Here is a 23172-nt window from a genome sequence, read left to right as displayed (position 1 = left end):
GGACCACAGGAGATGACCCAATGAACGAAACCTTCAACCTCAGCCTTGAACAGGCCCACGCCTACGAGGACCTGTTCGTTCCCGCCCTTTTTGCACAGTGGGTGCCGACACTGCTTCAGCATGCAGCGGTGTCCCAGGGCCAGCACGTCCTCGATGTTGCCTGCGGAACGGGTGTCGTCGCGCGGGCCGCCGCCGAACTGGTCGGCCCTTCTGGCCGGGTGAGTGGGGTCGACCTCAATCCCGCCATGATCCAGGTCGCGGGTGAGCGCGAGTCCGGGATCGACTGGCAGGTCGGCGACGCGGCCAATCTCCCGTACGACGATGAGTCCTTCGACGCCGTCCTATGCCAGTCCGCGCTGTTCTTCTTTCCAGACCCTGCCCAGGCTATCCGGGAGATGGCGCGTGTGTTGCGCAACGGCGGGATAGTCGCCCTCCAGACCTACGCCAACCTGGGGGACCAGCCCGGATACGGTCCGTTCGTCGACACCGTCGTCCGCCACGCCGGTGCCGAGGCCCGCAGTCTTTTAGGCACCTACTGGTCGAAGGGCGACGAGGCGGAGTTGCGGTCACTGCTCAAGCAGGCGGATCTCGACCCGACCGCGGGCCAGAGTGTGCTGGGCCAGGTCACGCTGCCCTCTATAGATGCGTTGGTGCATACCGAGATTCAGGCAACCCCGCTGGCCGAGCGGATCGACAAGTCGGCGTATCTCGCCATCGCCCGGGACGCCCGGGCCGCTCTCGCGGACTACGTCGATGGGCAAGGCACCGTCAGGCTGCCCATCCGGGCGCAGTTTATTATCGGCCGGAAGCGGCGCCCGTCCCGCTGACCTGACCGCGAGACGGCCCGGGGAAGGTAAGTCCGTCCGTCTCGGCGCCTTGGCGCGTTCGCAGTATGCCTCACGGGCAGTGCTGTCCGCTTAGGGATCCCCGCTGGAAGCGAGCGTCTTAGAAGCATGCTCCTGCTGGTGGTTCCTGTGCCCACCAACGCCCGCTCCGAGCCAGCTTGCAGTTTTGTTGCTGGCTGCCGCAGCGGGACGCCAGACCATCCCGGCCCGGTCCTGAACCAGTCGAGCGAATACGACTTCGTGGGTCACTAACCGCTCGGGCTGAAACGGGCAGCGCCGATTAAGAGGCGCTTCCTATCGGGCCTGCATTCGTATCGTGGCCATCACAGTGCCGGCTGTTCGGCCGATCCCGAATCGGACTGGGTTCACCGGAGCCTCAGGAGCGTCGTCCGGAGTCGAAGCTGATCTGCTTACTCGCATGCGTGGGGCAGTGGGTTATGGCGGGCTGTCCGGGAGCCGGCCACTAACGGCCGGGTTCAGCGGACGGGTGCAGAAGTCAGGCTCGGGGTCTGATCGGCTCGTGACTTGTCGTCGCCAGCTCCTTATTAGCGTGGTGGTCTCGTTCCCTGGGTTTGGCGAACCTCAGATACAGCGATGGCACCACGAAGAGGTTAAGCAGTGTGGACGTCACCAGCCCGCCAAGGATGACCAGTGCCATGGGATGTTCGATTTCGTGGCCTGGAAGGTTGCCCAGGACCACCAGTGGAACGAGTGCCAGCCCGGTGGCAAGGGTGGTCATCAGGATCGGTGAAAGCCGCTCGCCCGCGCCGCGCAGCACGAGATCGGGCCCGAACTTCATGCCCTCATTTTTCTCCAGGTGCTGGCAGTGGTTAATGAGCAGGATGCCGTTCCTGGCCGCGATGCCCATGACTGTCAGGAAGCCCACGATCGAGCCCAGTGACAGCACGCCTCCTCCGAGGAAGGCGGCGAATACACCGCCGACGAGGGCGATTGGCAGCGTGAGGATGACCAGCGTGGCTAGCCGCCAGCTTGAGAAGGCCACCTGCAGCAGCAGGTAGATCACGGCCAGCGCTATGGTGGCGAGGGTCAGCAGGGTGTTGGTTGCCTCTTGGCGCTCCTTGAATTCGCCGAGGATTTCCGTGCGGAAGCCCGGGGGCAGCTCCACTTTCTTGAGCCCTTCCTCCATGGCCGCAACCACAGTGGCCAGGGATCCTTCTGTCACATTTGCCTCGATGTCGATGCGCCTTGAGTGGGCATCACGCTCGATAACGTTGGGCGTCGGCTTCACTTCGACGGTGGCGACGTCGGACAACAGGATTTTCTCTCCGCTGGGGGTATCAATGGGCAGGTCCCTGATGCTCGTGACGTCCGAACGCATGGTGGGGGAACTCCAGACACGGACGTCATATGTTTTTCCTGCCCGGTAAAGGTCGCCTACTTCTTCGCTGCCTACCAGTGTCGCCACCGCACGCCTCACATCGCCGGGCTTCAGCCCGTACTTCAGGGCTTTGTCCAGGTCGACTTCAACATCGAGCTGTGGGATGTCCTTCTGCAGCTCGGTGTGGACGTCGATGGCTCCCTCGGTGCTGTCGAAAATCGCCTGGATTTCGGCGGCCTTTGAGCGCAGGAGCTCCAAGTCGTTTCCGTAGAGCCGGACGACGACGGCATTGCTGGCGCCCGTCAGGACCTCGCGGATTCTCTCCTTCAGATATGTTTGAACGTCGCGCACAATGCCGGGATAACCTTCGACAACTTCCTGGACCTTGGCCAAGGTTTCGTCATAGTCCACGGCAGGATCGATGCTGATCCAGTTCTCACCGAAATAAACACCCACCACTTCGTCGGCGTTGAAGGCCTGCCCGATGTGGGCGCCGCAGTTCCGGACCCCAGGGATGGTCAATAGTTCAGCGCAGGCCTTCTGGCTGACGCGATACTCTTCCTGCAAGGATGTGCCCGGCTGGGTCAGCCAGTGCATCAGGAAGTCGCGTTCCTTGAAGTCCGGCAGCAGCGACTGTCCCAGCAGCGGTGCGGTGAAGGCACCGACGGCAGCCATGGCGCCGAAGGTGGCGTAGCCTGCAGCGGGCCGCCGGACGATCCTGCGAAGAATCTTGTGGTAGCCGCGCTTGAGGACCCGGACCAGGGGCGGTTCCTGTTCCTTGAGCGGGACGTTGCGCATGAAGATCAGCGCGAGGGCAGGGGTCACTGTCAGGGCCACAACCATCGATGCCAGCACCGCCAGGGTGTAGGAAATGGCCAGCGGTCTGAAGAAGGCGCCCGTGAGTCCCTGAAGGAAGAAGATCGGCACGGCCGCGGCGATGATGATCAGAGTGGCATAGACAATCGGTCCACGGACTTCGAGGGAAGCCTCCAGCACCACGGAAGTGGTGGAGCGCGTTCCGCCCTCCGCCCGGTTCTGCCGGAGTCTTCGGATGATGTTTTCAATGTCGATGATGGCATCATCGACCACCACCCCGACGGCAATCACCAACCCGGCCAGGACCATGGTGTTCACCGCAGTACCGGTCAGGTACAGGACGGAGGCCGCCGTCACCAGCGACAGCGGGATGGCGATCAGGCTGATGAGCGCGGTCCGCCACTGGAAGAGAAACGCTCCCAGCACCAGCACCACGAAGAGGCAGCCCAACAGCAGTGCCCGGCTGAGGTTGTCGATGGACTCCTCGATGAACGTGGCGGGGCGGAAAATCTCCGTATCAATGGCGATGCCGCTGAGGCCCGGCTCCATCTGCTTGAGGGCTGCCTCCACACCCTTGGTGACTTCCAGGGTGTTGCCCCAGGGAAGCTTTTCAACGATCAGCATCAGCCCCGGACCCTGGTTGATCACGGCGTCACCAATGAGCGGCTGATGATCCGTTACCACATTCGCCACATCCCCGAGGCGGAGAGGTTTCCCGTTTCTCTCCTTGATGACGACCTCCGCGAGGTCCTCTGGGGTAACGATCGGCAGCACGTGCTGAATATTGAGCCGCTGGTTTGGCGTCTCAACGTGGCCACCGGTGCCAACGACGGAACCGGGCGTGTACTGCAGCAGACCTGAGTCGAGGGCGTTGGCGGTGACGTCCATGACCTGGTTCAAGGTGACGTCGTGGGCCTTCATCTTCTCCGGAACAGCCTGTACGAAAAGCATCTCCTTTCGCTGACCCCAGATGGCGACGTTGGCCACGCCCGGGACACGCAGCAGGTGCTGCCGGATCTTCCAGTAGGAGATCATCGACATTTCAATCAGCGAGCGTTCATCCGATGTCATGCCAATTTTCATGACCCGGCTTGTGGATGACAGCGGCTGCAGCATAACAGGCGGCGTTGCCCAGCTAGGCAGCGACGGCGTGACAGTGGCAATGCGTTCCGACACCAGCTGGCGGGCCCTCAGGAGATCCGCCCCCGGCGCGAAAAGGAGCACGATCGAGGACAGCTGTTCCACGGACTTGGAGCGTATCTCGTTCAATCCCTCAACGCCGCTGAGGGCGTCTTCGAGCGGAACGGTCACCAACTGCTCCACCTCGGCAGCGGTCAGACCGATGCAGCTCGTCTGAATCTCCACCTTCGGTGGCGCAAATTCGGGAAAGACGTCCACAGAGGCTGTGCTGAGCTGAACGCCGCCGAACGCCATCATTGCCACCGCGAGGGCCACCACCAATGCGCGGAATTTCAGGCTGAACCCGACGATCCGACGCATCTCAACGGCCCGCCGTACCGGACTGGGTTGCAAACGGCTCTACGAAACCAACGGTGGCAACCTCGGTTCCAACCGGCGGGCCGGACTGGAATCGAACAACACGAACAAGCGACAAACAAAACATAAAACTTCGCCGGATAAGCCAGACCGTCATAACCCTCAGCCCCTTATAGCTGGCCCCGGCAGCTGCCAGACCCAGTTATTCGTACGACTATGCAGATACGCCCGCTGCTGCGCGAAGCAGCGAGCGAAATGCAGGGTGGCCCTCCTATTGCCCTGCACGCCCTCTAACCACAGGACGTTGCCCGGCTCGGCCCAGAGGTCATTTCAATAAAAGAATGGTCGCCGGGCCGGCGGCAAGGAGCATTGTTGTTTCGCTTTCAAACCATTTTGACACCTGCTGTCACGTATAGTGGGCGAATTTGCCAGGCAGTGTGTGATGTATGTCAGCCGCTCATTTTGAATAGCTCAAGCGTTCTCGCACATGACACGGACGGTTTCGCTGCCTCCGATCATCTGTTGGGCAATAGTCCCTTCGCCACTGAGGCCGGTTGACGGCAGCCAACGACGAGATAGTTGCCCGCGTTCTTGGCCGGGCGAAGGAAACGGGGTGCTCCGACGACAAGAAGCTGTCAACCGCCACCGCCTGAATCTCTATCGCGAGCAAACCCAGGCCATGGTGGATCAATACGCCCGGCGGCATTCTAACGAAGGTGCATGGCACCGGCAGCGTCAGCGAGGTCACGGAGCGCGCGCTCGACTCCTTAGACAGGGTGGTGGGAGCCACCTGCCATGAACCCATACGCTGACCACCGCGACATGGGTCGCCGTAGGGTCCCTCGGCGGCCGAGAGTTTGAGGACAAGGATCTCCGTCTACTACCGCCTTTTTCGCGCGGGCATCGCTCGGGACTGCTTATCTCCGCCGGCAGCGGGCCTTGCGTCAAGCAATCGCCGCGTCGGTGACGGCCTAATGGTCCAGGCAGGGGAACGCGTCACTCCAGCTCGACGTTGCGCAGGTACTGGTAGGTGTGACCGTGCTGATGCCCTAAGTCCCGGCCACGGACGGCTTTCGGAAGATTGCTGTCGGCGATGTATCAGTTCGGGCGCCCGTCCGCCTGAAGAGAGAGTGTGGACATTGTCCCCACTCTCAAGGTTGGATCGGGCTTTACAGCTGTCGAACTGCGTCGGATTCCGGATGTTTTCACGGGTCCCCCACAGACCGCCACGAGCTGCTTTCTAAGAAACCCCTCGTACCAAATTGGTTCATCATGTCGCTTCCACTTCCTCTACCCCGCGCCATGAACAGGTGTAGGTCACCTCCGCCTACCCGCCAAAACCGGAACGAGGACCGCAAGAACCCACTCACACCAGGCGGAAGTCCCACAGCCGAGGACTTGAACCGCTACCCACACACCTGCATAGGCTACTACCGCGGCGGTCAGGCCACATCCCGCGAATCTAGAGTCAGAGGGACGCCACCACGAGCTTTGTACACAGGTTAGAGCAAAAGCCCCTCTGACGAGGGGATGTGCCGACTCGAACCATATTCCAGCCCTTGCAGACACTGGGGTGTCTGAGGAGCAGCGCGACCCCGCGGTGGCGCTGTTTGCGACCGGTTGGGGGTCCAGGGCCGTAGCGAGCAAGCTTGGAGTGGCTAGGAAAGCGGTCCTCCGGTTGCACGACAGTGGAATGGTTGTGCTTCTTCCCGCTCGGGGGCGGGACGGGCATTCGCCTGACAGCCGCCGCAGATCCGGTCAGGCGAGCCAGCGCCACCAGCGTGACTGCTCCGGTTCCGGCGTCGGTTCGGGCTCCGGCTCCGGCTCCTCGCCCAAGGCCAGCGCGGCCTCGACGATGTCATTCGCGGTGAGCGTCATGACGGCGTCACGATCGAGCGCGTCGAGACTTTGTTCCTCGTCGAGCGACAGCCGGAGCGCCTGGCGGTTGAGCGCCTGCTCGAACAGCGTGCGGGCGAATCGGGCATTGCCGGAGTCCTCGCCGGCGTGGAGCCCGGTGAGGATGCGGCGCAGCATCTGGTCGGCACCCGGCTCCAGCGTGTACTCGTGCTGGGCCAGCATCTGGTGGAAGATTGTCTGGAGTGCGTCGACGGAGTAGTCGGGGAACGTGATCTCGCGGGCGAACCGGGAGCGCAGTCCGGGGTTCGAGAGCAAGAAGGACTCCATCAGCCGCGGGTACCCGGCCACGATCACGACCAGGCGGTGGCGGTGGTCCTCCATCCGCTTGAGCAGGACCTCGATCGCCTCGGGGCCGAAGTCCGTCCGGCCGTCCTCCGGGGCCAGCGCGTAGGCCTCGTCGATGAACAGGACGCCGTCCAGCGCACGCCGGATCACTCGGTCCGTCTTGATGGCGGTCGCGCCGACATATTGCCCCACCAGGCCCGAACGGTCGACCTCGACCAAGTGGCCTTTCTGCAGCAGACCGACGGCGTGGTACATCTCGGCCAGGAGCCGCGCCACGGTGGTCTTGCCCGTGCCCGGGTTTCCGAGGAACACCAGATGCTGTGACGTGGCCACCTCCGGCAGGCCGTGTGCCTTGCGGCGGGCCTGAACCTGGAGCAGGGCGACGAGGGCCCGCACCTGTTCCTTCACGGTCTCCAGTCCGACCAGTGCGTCGAGCTCGGCCTGCACCTCGGACAGCGGCCGGGCCGGTCCGGGCCTCGCACCGATGAGATCGCCGAGCAGGTCGTCGACGCGCTCCGAACTGGGCAGCTTGAGCTGATCGGCCAGATGGCCGATGGTTTCGCGCAGGTCGTCGAGCGGATGGCGGCTGGGAGCCATGCATCTACTGTAGTACGCGATTCCCGATCGGGGCGGGGTTGGGCTCCCAGTATGACTCCCAGTATGAACTGTGCACTCATGAAGTCAGGTGGGCTGAGCGCCCCCTTCAGGTCGGCGGTCGCGGCATGTGGTGCATCGGCCCGGCAAACATGCGAATTGAACCCGAGGCTGAGCGCGTGGAATAGCCCTGGAAGAGCGTTTGCGGACGTGGGCGCGATTCCCGTCACCCTTGAGTGTGTTGTTGCTGTGATTCGTTGTACCTAAAGTCCCAACCCGCGTCCTCACGCTCTTTGGGAGCGTCGTGAGTCGCTCGAGCGAGGGCACCGCGGTCGAAGCACGGGAGCGACTGCCCTGATTACCGCAAGAAGACCGAAAACGTTCGTTTCGTAGGCGGCGCGTGGACCTCAATGTCGCTTGCCTCCTCAACGGCGCCGAGGAGGCCTCGGCCCACATTGTTGATGATGGGACCTCGCTGCCGCCGGAAGGCAGACAGTTCAGCATCGGCAGCTTGCTCAGCTGCTGATTCATGGTGACGTTCAGCGAGAATGGAACTAGTTGATGGCATGCCTCGGAGAAGTATCAAGGGATCGACTGCTTGTTGCGTGGGCGCCGGCGACCACGTGCCGCCCGCGAGATAGTGCCTCGCCGGAGCGGGTCGGCGCCGCAACCTCGGGAAGCCCGGTGACGAAGTACGCGGTCATTCCTGACCTTGTTTCCTAGGGAACGGGGTGGTGTCTGGGACTATGGATTGTGTGGGATTCATTGCGGCTATCGCGTGCCATGAAAGTGATGTCCGCTCTGGGCGACACGCATGCCCTGCTGCGAAAAAGTCACGCTACTGGGAGCCAGGGAATGACTTTGTCGAGCTCAATGTTCGACCCAGTGCACGGGCAGGGTGTTTGTGTCCAATGGTCTCGTAGCCCACGACAACGACGGCGGGGGAGAGCGTGATGATGATCAAGCAAAGACCGAGGGAGGCTCCCGACCACGCCAGGACGACGACTGCGATCACGAGAGTGACGGTCGCCGTGATCAGCACGATGTGGAAGCCATCGAATTCCTGAACCATGTAGGTGTACAGGGCGAAAAGGCAGAGCTCGAAGATCAGGACCGGGACAGCGACTGCGACGACCGCTCCGACGACACCGATCGGGCGTCCCGACGTGGACTTCCGCGCCGTCGCTGTCGTCATCGCCGTCCTCCCAGATAGTGGCGTCGACAGAGACCTTCCAGTTCATCGGGAAGTCGGACGGGTCGTGGTCCAGGCTCGGGATGCCGCGGTACTCACAGCTGTATTTGAGTGTCATGTAGTCGGGATCAGCGGTGGCCATGTGTGTCCTTCACTGCCAGGGGATGCAGCATACGCCCCCTGGCAGTCCATGCGGGAGCGGACGATCGCGTTGTTGGCCGCAAGGCACAAATCAGACCACGCAGTCACAGCAGCGCCTGTGGCTGTATTCGTCACTCCCCGCTACTGGTTGAAGCCGTTGACATATCATCAAGAGGGCGATCGGGTCCTAGTGCCAGATCTGGCCCACGAGAATTCCACAAACGACGAGAGTACCCATGAAGCCGATCACTGAGCTGCTACGCGAATACGACCGGGCACGTTCCTACACCGACCAGTTGTGGCGTGACCTCACCCCCGACGAGGTGGTCTGGCGGCCTCGTGAAGACTTCAGTGCAATAGGGTGGCACTTGGGCCACCAGGCTCATGTGGCACATTTCATGGTGCGCAACCTGACAGCGGCTGAACCAAGTCCAGATCCAGAACTCGACGGACTGATGGACTCTGCGTGCCCAGAGCGCTTCCGCGGGGCCCTTCCAACCGTGGAGAGACTCATCCAGTTCCGTGATGTTGTCGCTGAGCGCGTGCATGCCCGGCTGGGCGCCATTGCAGGTGGTCATGTTGGTGCACCTGACCAGATGATGATTGTCGGCGGGCACCTGCTCACCATGTTGATCAACCACGAATACCAGCACGATCAGTGGATTTCTGAGGTGCGTTCCCAGAACCTTGGCCACGCACTCCCGGACGATCCTGACACTGATACGGTCCGGCGGGTTGACGGATACCTCGTACTTAATCCACTCAGCTAAGCAGAGCAGTCCGGCTCGTCCTCGCATTCCTGACCTGATGAACTGTCGAGTTGGCATAATGCGGGGCCGGCACAGGGACGTTCAGTAAGTCCCGGATCCATTTGTCTCATAGAGGGGTGTTGTACTGGCCACTTGTCTTGCTAAGTCGATAGAACCTCATATTTGTAATCGCAATTCTCTTCCAGTGAACCCTTTGACCCTCCGTGTGCGCGCCCAGCATGGCTACCTGGTCAGCAGGCGGGCTTCGCCGTTACTGCAACCAGTCTCGGAGCGCCGATAATTGGCCCTATGAGCCTGAAGCGTTGGGTCGGAGGCAGCGGGCATGCCTTCGCGCTGCCACAGTGCCTGTCTTCCTTACGGCTGGTTTGGCCGTGACGAGTCTGCCGGACGAGCGTATGGAGCCGATCAGGCCGTGGTGGGCGGTGTGGCCAGACCTGGACTGTTTAGCCGGGTTTGTTGTGCCTCTGCCAGGGTCTGCGAGATGACCTCTACCCTCTGTCCAACAGTCGTTTTCGGCGGTGCCGCGACTTTGATGGCGCGGAATCCTGTCTCAGGTAGGAGCGCAGTGGACAACAAGATCGGAAGCGTACACTGTGGCTTACTTCAACTGGTCAGAAGAGTAGGACTGACGTGAAAGCCTCTGCAAGGGATGATCGGCTAAGCGGAAAGCGGCCTCTGGGCCGTGTCGCAACGCTGGCTTTAGTCCCAACGGCCGCCACGGCCCTGGTGTTGATCCCCATGTTGCTGCGCGAACCATCCACGACGGAAGCCGTCCCGCCGGCCTGGCTGGGCGTCCTGCTTCTGGCGCCTCCCGCTACGGCCTACCTGGCCAGCCTTCGTTTCGGAGATGGCTTGCACCTCATCTCTTACCTTTTGATCGGACTGCCCCAGTTGCCTCTGATCATGCTGCTGTCGACGGCGGCCGTTTGGTTTGACGTGCAGCGTGGTCACTTGCTGGCTGGCTCTGGTGAAGAAGCCATGTCGTACGGGTTAGGAACGGCGGTCGCGTTCGTGGCAGGAACCATCCTGGCCCTGTTGGTGGCCGCTGCCGCCCGGCTGGGCGCGCGGCGTGCCAAATAAACCCAGGTGATCATCGTTTACGTCCTTCCGGCAATCCAGGCACAAAAGAGACAAGAATTCTTGGAAACCACCAGACTGGACAACGCTGCCCGGCCCGCGATGAGTACCGGGCGGCTCAGCCGCGCAAACCCGCGGCTAGCCGAAGCCGGGCACTTCCGGCAACGTCGACATCAATCTGCTTGAGCTGGATCAGAACCGTCCGGACCAACCGACACGTCCCGATAGGAGGCGCTGAGCGGGCACAATAATGGCGCCGCGGAGGGTGCTCCGTGGCGCCTGTTGTACTGATGTCCTTGACGTTAGGAACTGCTCGACTGCATTCGTTTGCGTTCCGAGATGTGCTCGACCAGTTCGCCCACTTTCTCCTCCGTGTAGTTGCGCGCGATGTCACCCTGGCTGATGATGCCGACCAGCTTATGGTCAGCAATGACAGGCAGCCGGCGGACCTGATACTTCTCCATCATCTCGATAGCGGCGTCAATGTTCGCATCGGCGTCAACCCAGTGGGGGGTGCCGGTGGCGAGGTCGCGGGCCATCATCTCGCGTGGATCACGCCCGACAGCAACACACTTGAGCACGATGTCCCGGTCGGTGATCATGCCCTTCAACTTGCCGTCGTCACCACAGATCGGCAACGATCCACAGTCCAGGTCCAGCATCATCCGCGCGGCATCTGCGAGGGACTCGCTCTCCTTGATACACCGTGCATCCGTAGTCATGAATTCACGTACAGCACTCATTGGTCCTCCTTCATCGATTGAGGTATCGACGCAGGGTCACCGGGCACCTGCGCCGATGCTGCCAGCCTACGCCGGGGCTATCGCCGATGTCGACGGCGGTTTCGAACCTTCAGGGACTCCCGCCCCTTCCCGCGCTACTCGGCGGACGGTCGCTTCCGCTGTCGTTTCGTAGCTGCCCGCTGTTCCTTTGCGGCCAGGCGCCGACGTTTCGAGCCTTGGGTGGGTTTGGTCGCACGGCGGGGTGCAGCTTCGGGAGCGATGCCCTGCGCAACAAGGTCGGAGAGCTTGGCTAGGGCGATCTCGCGATTGCGCAGCTGAGAGCGCTGCTCGGAGGCGGTCACGGTGATCACCCCGTCGACGAGCCGTCGGCCGAGACGCTTGAGCAGGATCAGCCGTTGGAAGTCCGAAAGCGCCCCGGAGTTGCCAACGTTCCACGAGAGCTCAACACGGCTGTCCGAGGTGTTGACGTGTTGACCGCCAGGCCCGGATGATCGCGAGAACCGCCAGCTGAGTTCCGATGCGGGAATAGTGAGCGCCGGTGAGACTTCCAGGTCCATGCAACCAGCCTTGCATGACATCAACATGTGCGCAGCGACCTCGTGGCCTAAGTCGACTCGTTGCCCCACCATGAGGCCCGCCACGTCAGTTCGGCGAGACGGGCCTGGCCTTCCAGGCTTGGGTGGAAGTAGTCGAGGGTGCTGACGTCGCTTGCCGAGAAGTTAAAGTCATACAAAGCGTTGTTGTCCCACCGGCAGTTCTTGTACCGGGAGCATGCCTGGGCAAGGATCCGGTTGAACGCCAGTTCGCGCGTGACCACCAACTGCCGCTGCTCTTCGGTGTTGCCACCGGAAAGCATAGAAGGACAGGTGCCGCGGGCCCATGCCTCGCGTGCCTCGGCGTTGCCTTCCAAAACCTTCCAAAGCTGGTAGAGGTCCGGGATGCTGGCAACGAAGATGCGTGCCCTGGGCAAACCACGACGGAGCGTAGCCAAGGCGGTATTGATGTGCGCAGCGAAGTCTGCCTCCGATGTCATTGTGGCGGCAGAAGAAGCGCAAAGGTCGTTTGCTCCGGTCAGAATGGTCACGTATTCCACATTCTGCTGGATGGCTGTTTCGGCCTGGCCCGGAAGGTGCACGGCTCTGGAGCCGCTGAGGGCGTTGTTGTGGTTGCGGCCCGTGATGGCCGCGTCCAGCCCTCTCAGCCGCTCATAGTGGCTGGTGACTCCGTCGCCGGTGCGGTCCCCCGTGGACCATGAGTGGCGTGCGTTGTCGCCATCCGAACAACACACTGCCAGTGCGCGGGTAATGGAGTCGCCCAAGGCTGCCATAGAGGCCGCAGGCGGCAAGGGAGCCGGCGGGGAGGAAGGTGGCCGAGGCTGCGCGGCCGTGAATGCTGCCACTATGACAAACGGCAGGAGCAGGAACCGCGCAGCTTTCGGCACGCGCCACCTCCCTCATGGGCTCGTGGTGTAGATGGCCACTCACGCCGCCAGCCCGGCCGCTACAAAATCGACATTACGGCGGCCTTCTTGCCCTTGTCGACTGGGAATCCAGCAGGCACATTTCGGGTGATACCGCATCCAGTTGCGGTGGACTTGCGGCGGGGTCTCGATCGGTTCCGGTTAGTGAGAGATAGTTGAAGCAGGAAGGCGCCGCGCCTGTCTCCTGGTTCAAGATCCCGTTTTTGGAGGGCAGCGGCCACCGTTCTGAAAACATCCCTGATGGGAAGCACCGCGCTATGGGGATCTTCGAGGACAGAGCTGATGCAGGGCGGCAGCTGGGGCTGCGGCTGGACTATCTCCGTGGCCAGGATCCGGTCGTCCTTGGATTGCCCCGCGGCGGGGTTCCGGTAGCGTTCGAGGTTGCGGCGGCCCTTGGCGCTCCCCTGGATGTGATCGTGGTGCGCAAGCTGGGCTTACCGTTTGAGCCCGAACTTGCGATGGGAGCGATAGGGGAGGACAACGCCTACGTGCTTGATCAACGTGTCCTGTCGGCAACCAGGGTCAAGCAGGAGGAACTGCGTGCTGTTGAACGGCGGGAACATGCCTTGCTCGATGATCGCGTGGCCCGATACCGCAGCCGACGGAAGCGCATAGATCTGAAAGGCCGCACGGCCGTGATTGTCGACGACGGAATCGCCACCGGGTCAACGGCCAGGGCGGCCTGTAGCATCGCACGGAAGCGGGGAGCTGTGAGAGTAATTCTCGCCGTCCCTGTCGCGTCTGCCCAGGTCCTCTCCACGCTGACGGAAGCCGACGACGTCGTATGCCTTGCGACGCCACTGAACGTGACCGCCGTCGGCTACCACTACCGCGACTTCTCACCAACCCATGACGATGAGGTGCTGCGGCTCCTCGGTGCTGCTGCCGATCGGCTGGAAGACGCGATATCAGGCGGCGGCGATCCTGCACTGGATGACGACGTGCAGATTGACGTGCAGGGGATGCGGCTCGAAGGACACCTCTACCTTCCAGGAGAGGCCGCCGGAGTGGTGATATTTGCCCACGGAAGCGGAAGCGGCCGGAAGAGCCCGCGAAACCGGTTCGTCGCCTCGACACTTCAGAGGGCAGGCCTGGGGACCTTGTTGCTGGACCTGCTCAGCCCGGCGGAGGAGCTTGATCGCTCCAACGTGTTCAACATAGAGCTGCTGGCACACAGACTGAACGCGGCCAAGTACTGGCTTCACAGCAGGCCGGAAGCCACGTCGTCCACTGTGGGGTACTTCGGGGCGAGTACCGGAGCCGGTGCCGCGTTGTGGGCGGCAGCGGAACAGCGGGAAGGAGAACAAGGAGAAGGAATCGGCGCAGTCGTTTCCCGAGGAGGCAGGCCGGATCTGGCCGGCGACAGGCTGAACCTTGTCCGCGCCCCGACACTCCTGATCGTTGGCAGTGCGGATCACCGTGTCCTTGAACTCAACCGTCAGGCGCAAGCCCTCCTGCGCTGCCCAAACCAGCTGGAGGTTGTCAAGGGAGCCACTCATCTGTTTGAAGAGCCCGGCACCTTGCAGGAAGCTGCGGTTTTGGCCCGGGACTGGTTCGCCCGCTACCTGATGCCGCGGAAGAGCAGCGGGGGAGCTAATGCCCCGCAGGAATGAGGCCGCTCACACGAGCGGCCAGGGGTAACGCCTGCCGGTACGGTCCACGGGCAATACACCTTCGCGCAGCAGGCGCTGCACGCGCCGCCTCAGGGCGGCGGTCTCGGCGTCGTCCAGGAGTTCGGCGACGCCCGGAGGCACGGCTTCGGCGAGCGGCGCGATGTCCTTGAGCAGCGAACTGGGGATGGGCTCTCCCGCGAAGTCCCAGATCACGGTTCGCAGTTTGAAGTCTGCGGAAAAGCACAGCCCGTGGTCGATGCCCCACACATGTCCGTCGTCGCCGCGCAGCACGTGCCCGCTCTTGCGGTCGGTGTTGTTGGTGATGCAGTCAAACAGGGCGATCTGGGCCAACGCGGCATGGGTTTCGGGGGAGTCCGCGTACAGGGTGAAGTAGTGCTCACGCTGGTCGCCCTCGATGAACCACTGCAGCGACCCGACCCCCAGGGGCGGGTCCTCGCGGATCACGGTCGGCGGCACGATTGCCCATTCAAGGCGTTCACTGAGCAGGTAAGCGGCGCGTTCCCGCCTGTACAGCCCGGATTCGAAATCGGACAGCGGACGTTCGCCGGCCTCCGGCTTGTAGACCGCCCACGCCGAATCGTCTCGGCAGGAGAGCCGGACCAGGAACGTCGCGTTGCTGCTGCGCAGGATGCGTCCGAGCAGTTCGATGCGGCCCTCGGCCAGCAGTGCCAGTTCACGGCCCGGACACCTTTCTTTCCCGTTCACGGCGCTCGCAGCCCGCTCAAGGGTTCCAGGGTCGAGTTCACCGCCAGCACGGCCGGCGGCTGGCCTTCAGCGTATGAGATGACGGAGACGGAGCCCGGGCTGATAACGATCCGCTGGAAGAGGTCCAGATGCGTCCCAAGGGCGTGGGCGAGGGCTGCCTTAATCGGATCGGCATGGGAGAAGCAGACGAGGACGCCCCCGGCGTGCGCGCTGCACAGGTCCTGAAGTGTTCCGAGCATCCGCGCCTGCATTTGTTGGAAGCTCTCCCCGCCGGGGAAGCGGAAGGCAGAGGGGGTGTGCTGCACGCTCTGCCATTGCGGCAAACCCGCCAGTTCGGCGAGCGCTGCCCCGGTCCACTCGCCGAAGTCACATTCGACCAGCCCCATGTTGAGATGTGCCTCTAGTCCGGTGCTCGCGGCCGCGGGCTCGGCCGTCTCCCGGGCACGCTCCAGCGGCGAGGAGTAGATGGCGTCGACGGGAAGGCCTGCGAGCCGCTCCGCCACCCGTTCAGCCTGGACCCGCCCCCGGTCCGACAGGTGCAGTCCCGGAGCGCGCCCGGGCAGCACCGCGCCCGTGGTAGGCGTCTGACCGTGCCGCACCAGCAGGAGCAGGGTAGTCTCCTGTTTCAGCATTGGCAGCGGTGGTGCCGACGGCGTTGCTTCAGTCATCATCACCCAGCGTAAGTGGTTCCGCCGTGCCCCGGGTGGGGGAATCGGAAGAAGCCGGGCCCTCGATTCAACACCGGTTCGAGGACTACCGTGTACGTGTGAGTAATCGTCCCGATATCTTCACCGTTGGAGAACTGCGCGCAGCCGGCCATCTCCATAAAGACCTGCGCCACGAGATCCGCGACAACCTGCTCGCCGCGCTCGCCGCTGACCGCGATCCTTGGCCCGGCATGTTCGGTTTCAGCCGAACCGTCCTGCCCCAGCTTGAGCGTGCCCTGATCGCCGGGCACGACGTCGTCCTGCTCGGTGAGCGCGGACAGGGCAAGACGCGGCTCCTGCGCACCCTGGTCGCGCTGCTTGACGAGTGGTCACCGGTGATCGAGGGTTCGGAACTGAATGAGCACCCATACGAACCAATCACGGAGCAGTCCCGGGCGCACGCACTCACCGAAGGGGACAGGCTCCGCGTGGCCTGGCGCCACCGCTCCGAACGGTACGTCGAAAAGCTCGCCACCCCAGACACTTCTGTTGCGGACCTCATCGGCGACGTCGACCCCATGAGGGTTGCCGAGGGCCGGCGGCTCGGTGATCCGGAAACCATTCACTATGGTCTTGTCCCACGCTCCAACCGCGGCATCGTGGCCATTAATGAACTGCCCGACCTCGCCGAGCGGATCCAGGTGGCGATGCTCAACGTCATGGAGGAGCGCGATATCCAGATCAGGGGCTACGTGCTGCGGCTGCCGCTGGACGTGCTGGTCGTTGCCTCCGCCAACCCCGAGGACTACACCAACCGAGGCCGGATCATCACACCCCTAAAGGACCGCTTCGGGGCCGAGATCCGCACCCACTACCCTGTGGAGCTTGAGGACGAGCTCGCCGTCATCCGGCAGGAGGGGCGGCTGGTGGCCGATGTCCCGTCGATTCTCCTGGAGATCCTGGCCCGTTACACGCGTGCGCTTCGCCAGTCCCCGGCGATCAACCAGAGCTCCGGCGTCTCCGCCCGCTTTGGCATCGCCGGCGCCGAGACCGTGGCAGCAGCGGCCCTTCGCCGGGCAACGGTGCGCGGGGAGGACGAGGCGGTCGCACGGATCGTCGATCTGGAGAGTGCCGTCGATGTGCTCTCCGGCAAGATCGAGTTTGAATCTGGCGAAGAGGGGCGCGAACAGGCAGTCCTTGATCATCTGGTGCGCACGGCCACCGCCGAAGCCGTACGGGAACATTACCGCGGTCTCGACTTCAGCCCGCTGGTGGCGGCGTTCGACGGCCGCAGGACCGTGACCACCGGCGAAGAAGTCACCGCGCGGGAGTTTCTCGAAAACCTGCCATCCCTCAACGGATCACGCCTGTACGACGAGATCGGCGCACGGGCAGACGCAAAAACTGTCGGGCAGCGGGCGGCTGCCATCGAACTGGCACTGGAAGGTCTCTACCTTGCGCGTCGGATATCAAAGGAGTCCGACGACGGGGCAACGATTTACGGCTAGGCACCAGGGAGAGGCAGATCATGGGCACTCACAACCGGTCCTCCCGGTACGGCCGTTACGCCGGCGGGCCGGATCCGCTGGCCCCGCCCGTGGACCTGGCAGAGGCGCTCGACGCCATCGCAGAAGACGTCATGGCGGGCTACTCGCCCCGGCATGCGCTGCAGGAGTTCCTGCGGCGGGGCGGACGGAACCGTGACGGCCTGGACGACCTCGCGGGCCGCGTCCAGCAGCGCCGCCGTGATCTGCTCGGGCGGCACCGGCTGGACGGCACGCTGAGCGAGGTCCGGAAGCTGCTCGACACCGCTGTGCTGGAGGAGCGCAAGCAGCTTGTCCGGGACCCCATGATGGACAATACCGACCGAGCACTGCGGGAAATGCAGCTCCAGAACCTGCCCGCATCCGCGGCGGCCGCGGTCAACGAGCTCGCCTCCTATGACTGGCAGTCGAGCACCGCCCGGGAGGTTTACGAGCAGATCAAGGACCTGCTGGGGCGGGAGATCCTTGACCAGCGGTTCGCCGGCATGAAACAAGCGCTCGAGAACGCCACCGACAAGGACCGTGCGGCCGTGAGCGAGATGCTGCGCGACCTCAACGGGCTGCTGGACAAACACCGGCGCGGCGAGGACACGGACGAGGACTTTCAGGAGTTCATGGCGAAGCACGGCAGCTTCTTCCCGGAGAATCCGCAATCGGTCGAGGAACTGATCGACGCACTGGCGCAGCGCTCGGCTGCGGCCCACCGGCTGCTGCAATCCATGTCCCGGGAGCAGCGCGATGAGCTGATGCGTCTTTCGGCGCAGGCGTTTGGTTCGGCAGAACTGATGGGCCAGCTCGACCAACTCGATTCGAATTTGCGCGCCCTGCGCCCCGGCGAGGACTGGACTGGCTCGGAACGCTTCGAGGGCCAGGAGGGGCTCGGACTAGGCGACGGCACGGGGGTGCTCCGGGACATCGCCGAACTCGATCAACTGGCCGAACAGCTCTCCCAGTCCTACAGCGGATCACGTCTGGATGATCTGGATCTGGACGCCCTGGCCCGCCAGTTGGGCCCGGACGCCGCCGTGACCGCCCGCACGCTCGCGGAGATAGAGCGGGCGATGCAGGACGGCGGTTATCTCCGGCGGGGCACAGACGGCGACCTGCGGCTGTCGCCCCAGGCTATGCGGCGGCTCGGGAAGTCACTGCTCCGGGACACAGCCAAACAGCTGTCCGGCCGGCAGGGGCGCCGGGACACACGCCTGGCCGGGGCCGCCGGAGAGCAGACCGGCTCCAGCCGTGAGTGGCAGTTCGGCGACGCCGAACCATGGGACGTCACGCGCACCCTCACCAATGCGATCCGCCGCACCAAGGCCGACGGCGGTAATCCGGGCAGGGGGCTTCGCCTCGGGGTGGCCGACATTGAGGTGGCGGAAACTGAGGCACGCACCCAGGCAGCCGTCGCGCTGCTTGCCGACGTGTCCTTCTCCATGGCTGCGGAAGGGCGGTGGGTGCCGATGAAACGCACCGCACTGGCTTTGCACCACCTCGTCTCGACCCGGTTCCGCGGGGACCGGTTGAAGCTGATCACCTTCGGCCGCTACGCGCAGTCCATGGACATCGGTGAGCTTACGGCCCTGCCGGTGAGGCGGGAACAGGGAACAAACCTGCATCACGGCCTGCTGCTGGCGAACCGGTTCTTCCGCCAGCACCCGTCACTGCAGCCGCTACTTCTGGTGGTGACGGACGGCGAACCCACCGCACACCTGTTGGGGGACGGCGAGTCGTGGTTCTCCTGGCCTCCGGACCCGGAGACGATCCGCGTGACGGTTGCGGAACTTGACCGGCTGGGGCGCGCGGGCGTGCAGGCCACGTTCTTCCGACTGGGCGAGGACCCGGACCTGGAACGGTTCGTCCAGCGGATCGCCCGGCGCATCGACGGCAGGGTAGTGGCGCCCGACGTCGGAGATCTTGGTGCCGCCGTCGTTGGGGAATACCTTCGCGCCCACTTTAACAGCCCCTACGACGACACCGACTGGGTCTAAGAGACCGACTGGGCTTGGTAAAGGGAGGAGAAGGAATGGGCGGGACAACTGCAGAGACGTCAATGGTGGACAGCAGGACCTTCGACGGCCGGCTCCAGCTGCCGAGTACGTCCCCACTGTACCCAGCGGTCCTGTACTAACGGTCCTGTACTCAACGGTCCTGTACTCAACGGTCCTGTACTCAACGGTCCGTCGGGCAGCCGTCCGGCGTAGTGAATCACGTATTGACATGGCCTACCGCCAAGAGCACTCTGATAGCGCCATTTTTCTTACTACCCATGCTGCAGGAGGACGAAATGTCCGCAGTAACTGTTAAGGCCCTTGAATCGAAGTCCTTCAACGACCCTGACGAGAAACGCCGGCCGCCAAAGACCGAAGTTGACGTAGTCACCATTGGTGACACCACCCTGGGGAGATTCACCTTCGAGCCAGGCTGGCGGTGGTCGGAGACCGTCAAGACTGTGGTGCACACGGACAGCTGCCAAAATAACCATCTTGGATTCTGCACATCTGGAACGCTAACCGTCGAAATGGAGGACGGGACGCGTGCCACCGTTAAGGCCGGTGACGCCTACGCGATTCCCGCTGGTCACGACGCATGGGTTGAAGGTCAGGAGGCTTTCGTCGGCTACGAAATCATGAGCGCCGCAAGCTACGCAAAGCCTTCTTAGAAGTCAACCCTGCCTAGCGGCCACGCCTGCCTAGTGGATTGTCCGATAGCGTACGTGCGTCACCAGGCGCGTGCCGCTTACTTCCGTCGGTTCAAGCCTGAGGTTTTCGACGCCGTCCAGGAGCCGTTCGCCCGCTCCGAGGACGATCGGTGCGATGTGGAGCCGCAGCTCGTCGATCAATCCTGCCGAAAGGTACTGCCGGGCAGTGTTTGCGCCTCCGGCTACGGCGACGTCCTTGCCGCCTGCGGCCGAACGCGCCTGGGCGAGGGCAGACTCAACCCCGTCAGCCACGAAATTGAACGTTGTTCCTCCCTGCATCTCCAGGGGAGGGCGTGGATGATGCGTGAGAACAAACACGGGGGCGTGGTATGGAGGCTCCTCACCCCACCAACCGCGCCAGTCCTCATCCCACGGTCCTTGCCCGGGGCCAGCGAACATGTTGCGGCCCATGATGTAGGCGCCCGACGAGAGGATGCCCTCGATTGCAGCCGCGTTTGCCTCGCGTTCTTCGAACTGCCACCTGTGCAGGTCCTCTCCGCCCTCACCCAAGGGGTTCGTTAGGCTCTGATTCGGACCGGCGAGGAATCCGTCGAGAGATACGGTGAGGTCGCACGTCACGCTGTTCATGAGTTCCTTCCGCCGAGGCAGGCTTGTGAAGAGCAACAGGTCATTAGCGCCAACCCTAACGGGATTCGACGGCGGCTGGAAGCCATCAGGGACGGCCACACCGCCATCGCCTGCAGGGGCAGTTTTCGGCTCTTGACGGCTTGTCGTGGTCTTGGCATGGTGGAAGTTGGATCGAGGAGGCGACCACCATGCAAGAGAAAAGCTGGTCGGTGAACATCGCTATTGACGAACACGAAAGCCAAACCCGCGCCACCGCCCGACTGCACGTCGGGAATCGTCCTGAACTGGTTGGAATAGGAATGGCCAGGCTGAACCCGGCTGACTCCGACGTCCCCGAAATCGGGGACGAGTTAGCAACCGCTCGGGCTTTGGCCGATCTGGCGCATCAGCTGATCGAGGTCACCGCGGCCGACATCGAAAAAATAACCAAAGAACCGGCTCATCTGCGTGCCTAGTCCTGAAGCACGCCTAGTTTTGAGGCGCGCCTATTACTGAGAGATGGCCTGTTTGACACCGTCAAACAGCGGGTCCAGGACGAAGTCTTCGCAAGTGGCCTCCGCCGTTGGCGGCTGCAACCGGAATTCCGCTGGGGACGGCAAGGAAAGTGCTCGAAGGGTTCTCAATTTCGGGTCATGGAGTTTTGCTTCGGCGTTGATGCACCTCGAGTGGGCGCTGCTGGCGGTGCAGTGCGATGAGGTCTGCCTGCAGTGCCTGCTCACGGTCGGCGAGCTGGAGTTGCCGGACGTCTGGCACAGCCCTGAGCATCGACCCGATCCTCGAGCAGGCCGGCCGGGGACTGCTGGGCGTCGGATACACCGTTTCTTCTGCCTGAGAGCCCCTTGAATCAAGATTGGCTCAAGAATGATCAGACGGCAGCCAAAGTGCAATGCAGCGCCCCCGTACCACGATAAATTAGTTGCAGGCACTCAGCTTTCCCCCAAGAGCTGAAGCGCCGAGGAGCCCCTGCATTACGCCCTGAGCTGGTGCAGGGGCTCCGTTTCACAGTAGTGGTTACGGCTCGATCGACGCCTAACCCTTTGCCGCTTTGGCCGCTGCCTTGGCAGCCTGCTTGCTGGCACGTACTTTGCTCAGCGACTCCGGATCCGTAATGTCGGCAACGGAGAGGAACGCCCCGTCCTGGCCGTAGTGGCCGGCAGCCTCGCGCCAGCCTTCCGCCCGGAGCCCGCACTGCTTGCCAAGCAGCGCCAGAAAGATTGTCGCTTTTTGCTCCCCGAACCCCGGCAGGTCCTTCAGCCTGCGGAGCACTTCCGCGCCGTCGGGATTGCCTTGCGTCCAGATCGCAGTTGCGTCCCCGTCCCAATCGCGCTGCACGGTCTCGGCGAGTGCCTGGACGCGGCTGGCCATGGAGCCGGGAAAGCGGTGGACAGCCGGGCGTTCCTTGAAAACTTCGACGAAGCCGGCGGGGTCATATTCGGCGATGGCGGCGGGATCCATGGAGCCGATGCGTGTGCGGATCTTTTCGGGTCCGGCAAAGGCTGACTCCATGGTCACCTGCTGGTCAAGCAGCATGCCGGTCAGCAGCGCAAACGCGTCATCGCTGAGCAGCTTGTCGGCGGCGGGGTCTCCAGTGATGTGCAGTTCCATGCGCCCATCCTCCCATCTTCGGGTCTGCTTCATGCCCACCGCTGCGAGTTGAATCCGTGACAGGATCAGGTATGGTCCACCGCCTGATGCTGCTCGACACCGCGTCGTTGTACTTCCGCGCCTTCTACGGCCTGCCGGACACCATCCGCCGCGCCGACGGGACGCCCGTGAACGCCGTCCGCGGCCTGCTCGACATGATCGCCCGGCTCATCACCGACTACGGCGCCACGCACCTTGTGGCCTGCTGGGATGATGACTGGCGTCCGCAGTGGCGGGTCGACCTCCTCCCGACGTACAAGTCGCACCGGGTGGCTGAGACCGTCGCAGCCTCCCGGGACCTGGAAGTTGTGCCGGACGGCCTCGAGGCGCAGCTCCCGATGATCCGCCGTGTGCTGAACCTCGCCGGCATCGCCGTCGTCGGAGCTCCCGAGCACGAGGCCGACGACGTCGTCGGCACCTATGCCAGCCATGCCCGACTGCCGGTCGATGTGGTGACAGGGGACCGGGACCTCTTCCAGCTGGTCGACGACGAACGCCAGGTGCGCGTGATCTACACCGCCCGCGGCATGAAGAACCTCGAAATAATGACAGACGCAGCCGTCGTCACGAAATACCGCGTGCTCCCCGAACAGTATGCCGACTACGCAATCCTCCGCGGCGACGCCTCCGACGGTCTGCCGGGCGTGCACGGGATCGGCGAGAAAACGGCCGCTTCGCTGCTGCTGGAGCACGGGACTCTCGAAGGGCTGCTTGAGGCGGCCGCGGATCCCGGCAGCCGGATGACGTCGGCCATCCGGTCCAAACTCGCCGCGGCTGCGGACTACCTCGTTGCGGCTCCCGCCGTCGTGAACGTGGTGCGCGACCTCAAGCTGCCGTCTCTTGAGGAAGCCCGGGCCGAGCTGCATCCAGTAGCCGGCGAGGCGCGGGCCGAATTGGAGCAGCTCACCACGGAGTGGAACCTCGGCGGCTCCCTCCGGCGGCTCCTCGCGGCGCTCGACCGGCTGCAGTAGCGCTCGACCGGCTGCAGTAGCGCTGGACCGGCTGCAGTAGCGCTGGAC

Annotated in this window: 19 protein-coding genes; 9 read left to right on the top strand and 10 right to left on the bottom strand. The window is 63.4% G+C overall.

Annotation, left to right across the window (positions count from 1 at the left end; all coding sequences use genetic code 11):
* Nucleotides 1-20: 20 nt before the first annotated feature.
* A complete protein-coding gene (locus M1E01_RS10355) occupies nt 21-827 on the top strand; it encodes a class I SAM-dependent methyltransferase (RefSeq protein WP_457971529.1) in 807 nt (268 codons plus the stop codon).
* A 514-nt stretch (nt 828-1341) separates the two neighbouring features.
* Here M1E01_RS10355 and M1E01_RS10350 read toward each other — a convergent pair.
* From M1E01_RS10350 to M1E01_RS10340, 3 genes are all read right to left on the bottom strand, one after another.
* Nucleotides 1342-4500, bottom strand: coding sequence for an efflux RND transporter permease subunit (locus M1E01_RS10350; RefSeq protein WP_457971528.1), 3159 nt, complete (start codon nt 4498-4500; stop codon nt 1342-1344).
* A gap of 1755 nt (nt 4501-6255) precedes the next feature.
* Nucleotides 6256-7296 (bottom strand): AAA family ATPase, encoded by a 1041-nt coding sequence (locus M1E01_RS10345; protein WP_457971527.1) that lies wholly within the window; start codon nt 7294-7296, stop codon nt 6256-6258.
* A gap of 835 nt (nt 7297-8131) precedes the next feature.
* A complete protein-coding gene (locus M1E01_RS10340; protein WP_457971526.1) occupies nt 8132-8488 on the bottom strand; it encodes a hypothetical protein in 357 nt (118 codons plus the stop codon).
* Between the two features lie 374 nt (nt 8489-8862).
* Here M1E01_RS10340 and M1E01_RS10335 point away from each other — a divergent pair, with 374 nt between their 5' ends.
* Entirely contained in the window at nt 8863-9396 is a 534-nt protein-coding gene (locus M1E01_RS10335) for a DinB family protein (protein ID WP_457971525.1), read from the top strand.
* Nucleotides 9397-10134: 738 nt separating this feature from the next.
* Entirely contained in the window at nt 10135-10476 is a 342-nt protein-coding gene (locus tag M1E01_RS10330; RefSeq protein ID WP_457971524.1) for a hypothetical protein, read from the top strand.
* Between the two features lie 299 nt (nt 10477-10775).
* On the opposite strand, the gene M1E01_RS10325 is transcribed toward M1E01_RS10330, so the two are convergent.
* From M1E01_RS10325 to M1E01_RS10315, 3 genes are all read right to left on the bottom strand, one after another.
* On the bottom strand, nt 10776-11216 hold the full coding sequence (locus M1E01_RS10325; RefSeq protein WP_309123877.1) for a CBS domain-containing protein: 441 nt from the start codon (nt 11214-11216) through the stop codon (nt 10776-10778).
* A gap of 134 nt (nt 11217-11350) precedes the next feature.
* Nucleotides 11351-11773 carry an alternative ribosome rescue aminoacyl-tRNA hydrolase ArfB gene (gene arfB, locus M1E01_RS10320; protein ID WP_309123878.1) on the bottom strand — a complete coding sequence of 141 codons (423 nt, stop codon included), beginning with the start codon at nt 11771-11773 and terminating at the stop codon, nt 11351-11353.
* Nucleotides 11774-11820: 47 nt separating this feature from the next.
* The gene (locus M1E01_RS10315) at nt 11821-12657 is read right to left on the bottom strand and encodes a GDSL-type esterase/lipase family protein (protein ID WP_457971523.1); all 837 of its coding nucleotides are present in this window, start codon (nt 12655-12657) and stop codon (nt 11821-11823) included.
* 194 nt (nt 12658-12851) lie between these two features.
* Between M1E01_RS10315 and M1E01_RS10310 the strand changes: the two genes are divergently transcribed.
* Entirely contained in the window at nt 12852-14309 is a 1458-nt protein-coding gene (locus tag M1E01_RS10310; RefSeq protein WP_457971522.1) for a phosphoribosyltransferase family protein, read from the top strand.
* Between the two features lie 6 nt (nt 14310-14315).
* Here M1E01_RS10310 and M1E01_RS10305 read toward each other — a convergent pair whose 3' ends face one another.
* Nucleotides 14316-15035, bottom strand: coding sequence for an SCO1664 family protein (locus M1E01_RS10305; protein WP_457971521.1), 720 nt, complete (start codon nt 15033-15035; stop codon nt 14316-14318).
* Nucleotides 15032-15706, bottom strand: a complete 675-nt coding sequence (locus tag M1E01_RS10300; RefSeq protein WP_457971520.1) for an MSMEG_4193 family putative phosphomutase — start codon at nt 15704-15706, stop codon at nt 15032-15034. Before M1E01_RS10300 ends, M1E01_RS10305 begins: the two co-directional genes overlap by 4 nt.
* A 95-nt stretch (nt 15707-15801) precedes the next feature.
* On the opposite strand from M1E01_RS10300, the gene M1E01_RS10295 reads away from it, so the two are divergent.
* The 3 genes from M1E01_RS10295 to M1E01_RS10285 all read left to right on the top strand — a co-directional run bounded on the left by M1E01_RS10295 (nt 15802) and on the right by M1E01_RS10285 (nt 19882).
* Complete coding sequence (locus M1E01_RS10295; RefSeq protein ID WP_457971519.1) at nt 15802-17190, top strand: magnesium chelatase; 1389 nt, start codon at nt 15802-15804, stop codon at nt 17188-17190.
* Between the two features lie 20 nt (nt 17191-17210).
* On the top strand, nt 17211-19211 hold the full coding sequence (locus M1E01_RS10290; protein ID WP_457971518.1) for a vWA domain-containing protein: 2001 nt from the start codon (nt 17211-17213) through the stop codon (nt 19209-19211).
* A 296-nt stretch (nt 19212-19507) separates the two neighbouring features.
* Complete coding sequence (locus M1E01_RS10285) at nt 19508-19882, top strand: cupin domain-containing protein (protein ID WP_457971517.1); 375 nt, start codon at nt 19508-19510, stop codon at nt 19880-19882.
* 30 nt (nt 19883-19912) lie between these two features.
* On the opposite strand, the gene M1E01_RS10280 is transcribed toward M1E01_RS10285, so the two are convergent.
* Complete coding sequence (locus tag M1E01_RS10280; protein WP_457971516.1) at nt 19913-20509, bottom strand: dihydrofolate reductase family protein; 597 nt, start codon at nt 20507-20509, stop codon at nt 19913-19915.
* A 188-nt stretch (nt 20510-20697) separates the two neighbouring features.
* On the opposite strand from M1E01_RS10280, the gene M1E01_RS10275 reads away from it, so the two are divergent.
* Nucleotides 20698-20964 (top strand): DUF1876 domain-containing protein, encoded by a 267-nt coding sequence (locus tag M1E01_RS10275; protein ID WP_309123887.1) that lies wholly within the window; start codon nt 20698-20700, stop codon nt 20962-20964.
* A 574-nt stretch (nt 20965-21538) separates the two neighbouring features.
* Here the strand turns inward: M1E01_RS10275 and M1E01_RS10270 are convergent.
* Nucleotides 21539-22114, bottom strand: a complete 576-nt coding sequence (locus tag M1E01_RS10270; protein ID WP_457971515.1) for an HhH-GPD-type base excision DNA repair protein — start codon at nt 22112-22114, stop codon at nt 21539-21541.
* 71 nt (nt 22115-22185) lie between these two features.
* Here M1E01_RS10270 and M1E01_RS10265 point away from each other — a divergent pair, with 71 nt between their 5' ends.
* Nucleotides 22186-23124, top strand: a complete 939-nt coding sequence (locus tag M1E01_RS10265) for a 5'-3' exonuclease (protein ID WP_457974933.1) — start codon at nt 22186-22188, stop codon at nt 23122-23124.
* Nucleotides 23125-23172 lie beyond the last annotated feature (48 nt).

This window comes from Arthrobacter sp. D1-17 (genome assembly GCF_054130535.1).
The sequence above is the reverse complement of the archived record's forward strand: the minus strand, read 5'-3'. Positions and strand labels throughout refer to the sequence as shown.

What these genes read in the sequence shown, in the direction of transcription:
- M1E01_RS10340 (WP_457971526.1), bottom strand. Translation starts at nt 8,488, where the DNA reads ATGACGACAGCGACGGCGCGGAAGTCCACGTCGGGACGCCCGATCGGT.
- M1E01_RS10325 (WP_309123877.1), bottom strand. Translation starts at nt 11,216, where the DNA reads ATGAGTGCTGTACGTGAATTCATGACTACGGATGCACGGTGTATCAAG.
- M1E01_RS10350 (WP_457971528.1), bottom strand. Translation starts at nt 4,500, where the DNA reads ATGCGTCGGATCGTCGGGTTCAGCCTGAAATTCCGCGCATTGGTGGTG.
- M1E01_RS10265 (WP_457974933.1), top strand. Translation starts at nt 22,186, where the DNA reads ATGGTCCACCGCCTGATGCTGCTCGACACCGCGTCGTTGTACTTCCGC.
- M1E01_RS10330 (WP_457971524.1), top strand. Translation starts at nt 10,135, where the DNA reads ATGTTGCTGCGCGAACCATCCACGACGGAAGCCGTCCCGCCGGCCTGG.
- M1E01_RS10270 (WP_457971515.1), bottom strand. Translation starts at nt 22,114, where the DNA reads ATGGAACTGCACATCACTGGAGACCCCGCCGCCGACAAGCTGCTCAGC.
- M1E01_RS10300 (WP_457971520.1), bottom strand. Translation starts at nt 15,706, where the DNA reads ATGATGACTGAAGCAACGCCGTCGGCACCACCGCTGCCAATGCTGAAA.
- M1E01_RS10290 (WP_457971518.1), top strand. Translation starts at nt 17,211, where the DNA reads ATGGGCACTCACAACCGGTCCTCCCGGTACGGCCGTTACGCCGGCGGG.
- M1E01_RS10345 (WP_457971527.1), bottom strand. Translation starts at nt 7,296, where the DNA reads ATGGCTCCCAGCCGCCATCCGCTCGACGACCTGCGCGAAACCATCGGC.
- M1E01_RS10280 (WP_457971516.1), bottom strand. Translation starts at nt 20,509, where the DNA reads ATGAACAGCGTGACGTGCGACCTCACCGTATCTCTCGACGGATTCCTC.
- M1E01_RS10275 (WP_309123887.1), top strand. Translation starts at nt 20,698, where the DNA reads ATGCAAGAGAAAAGCTGGTCGGTGAACATCGCTATTGACGAACACGAA.
- M1E01_RS10355 (WP_457971529.1), top strand. Translation starts at nt 21, where the DNA reads ATGAACGAAACCTTCAACCTCAGCCTTGAACAGGCCCACGCCTACGAG.
- M1E01_RS10335 (WP_457971525.1), top strand. Translation starts at nt 8,863, where the DNA reads ATGAAGCCGATCACTGAGCTGCTACGCGAATACGACCGGGCACGTTCC.
- arfB (WP_309123878.1), bottom strand. Translation starts at nt 11,773, where the DNA reads ATGGACCTGGAAGTCTCACCGGCGCTCACTATTCCCGCATCGGAACTC.
- M1E01_RS10285 (WP_457971517.1), top strand. Translation starts at nt 19,508, where the DNA reads ATGTCCGCAGTAACTGTTAAGGCCCTTGAATCGAAGTCCTTCAACGAC.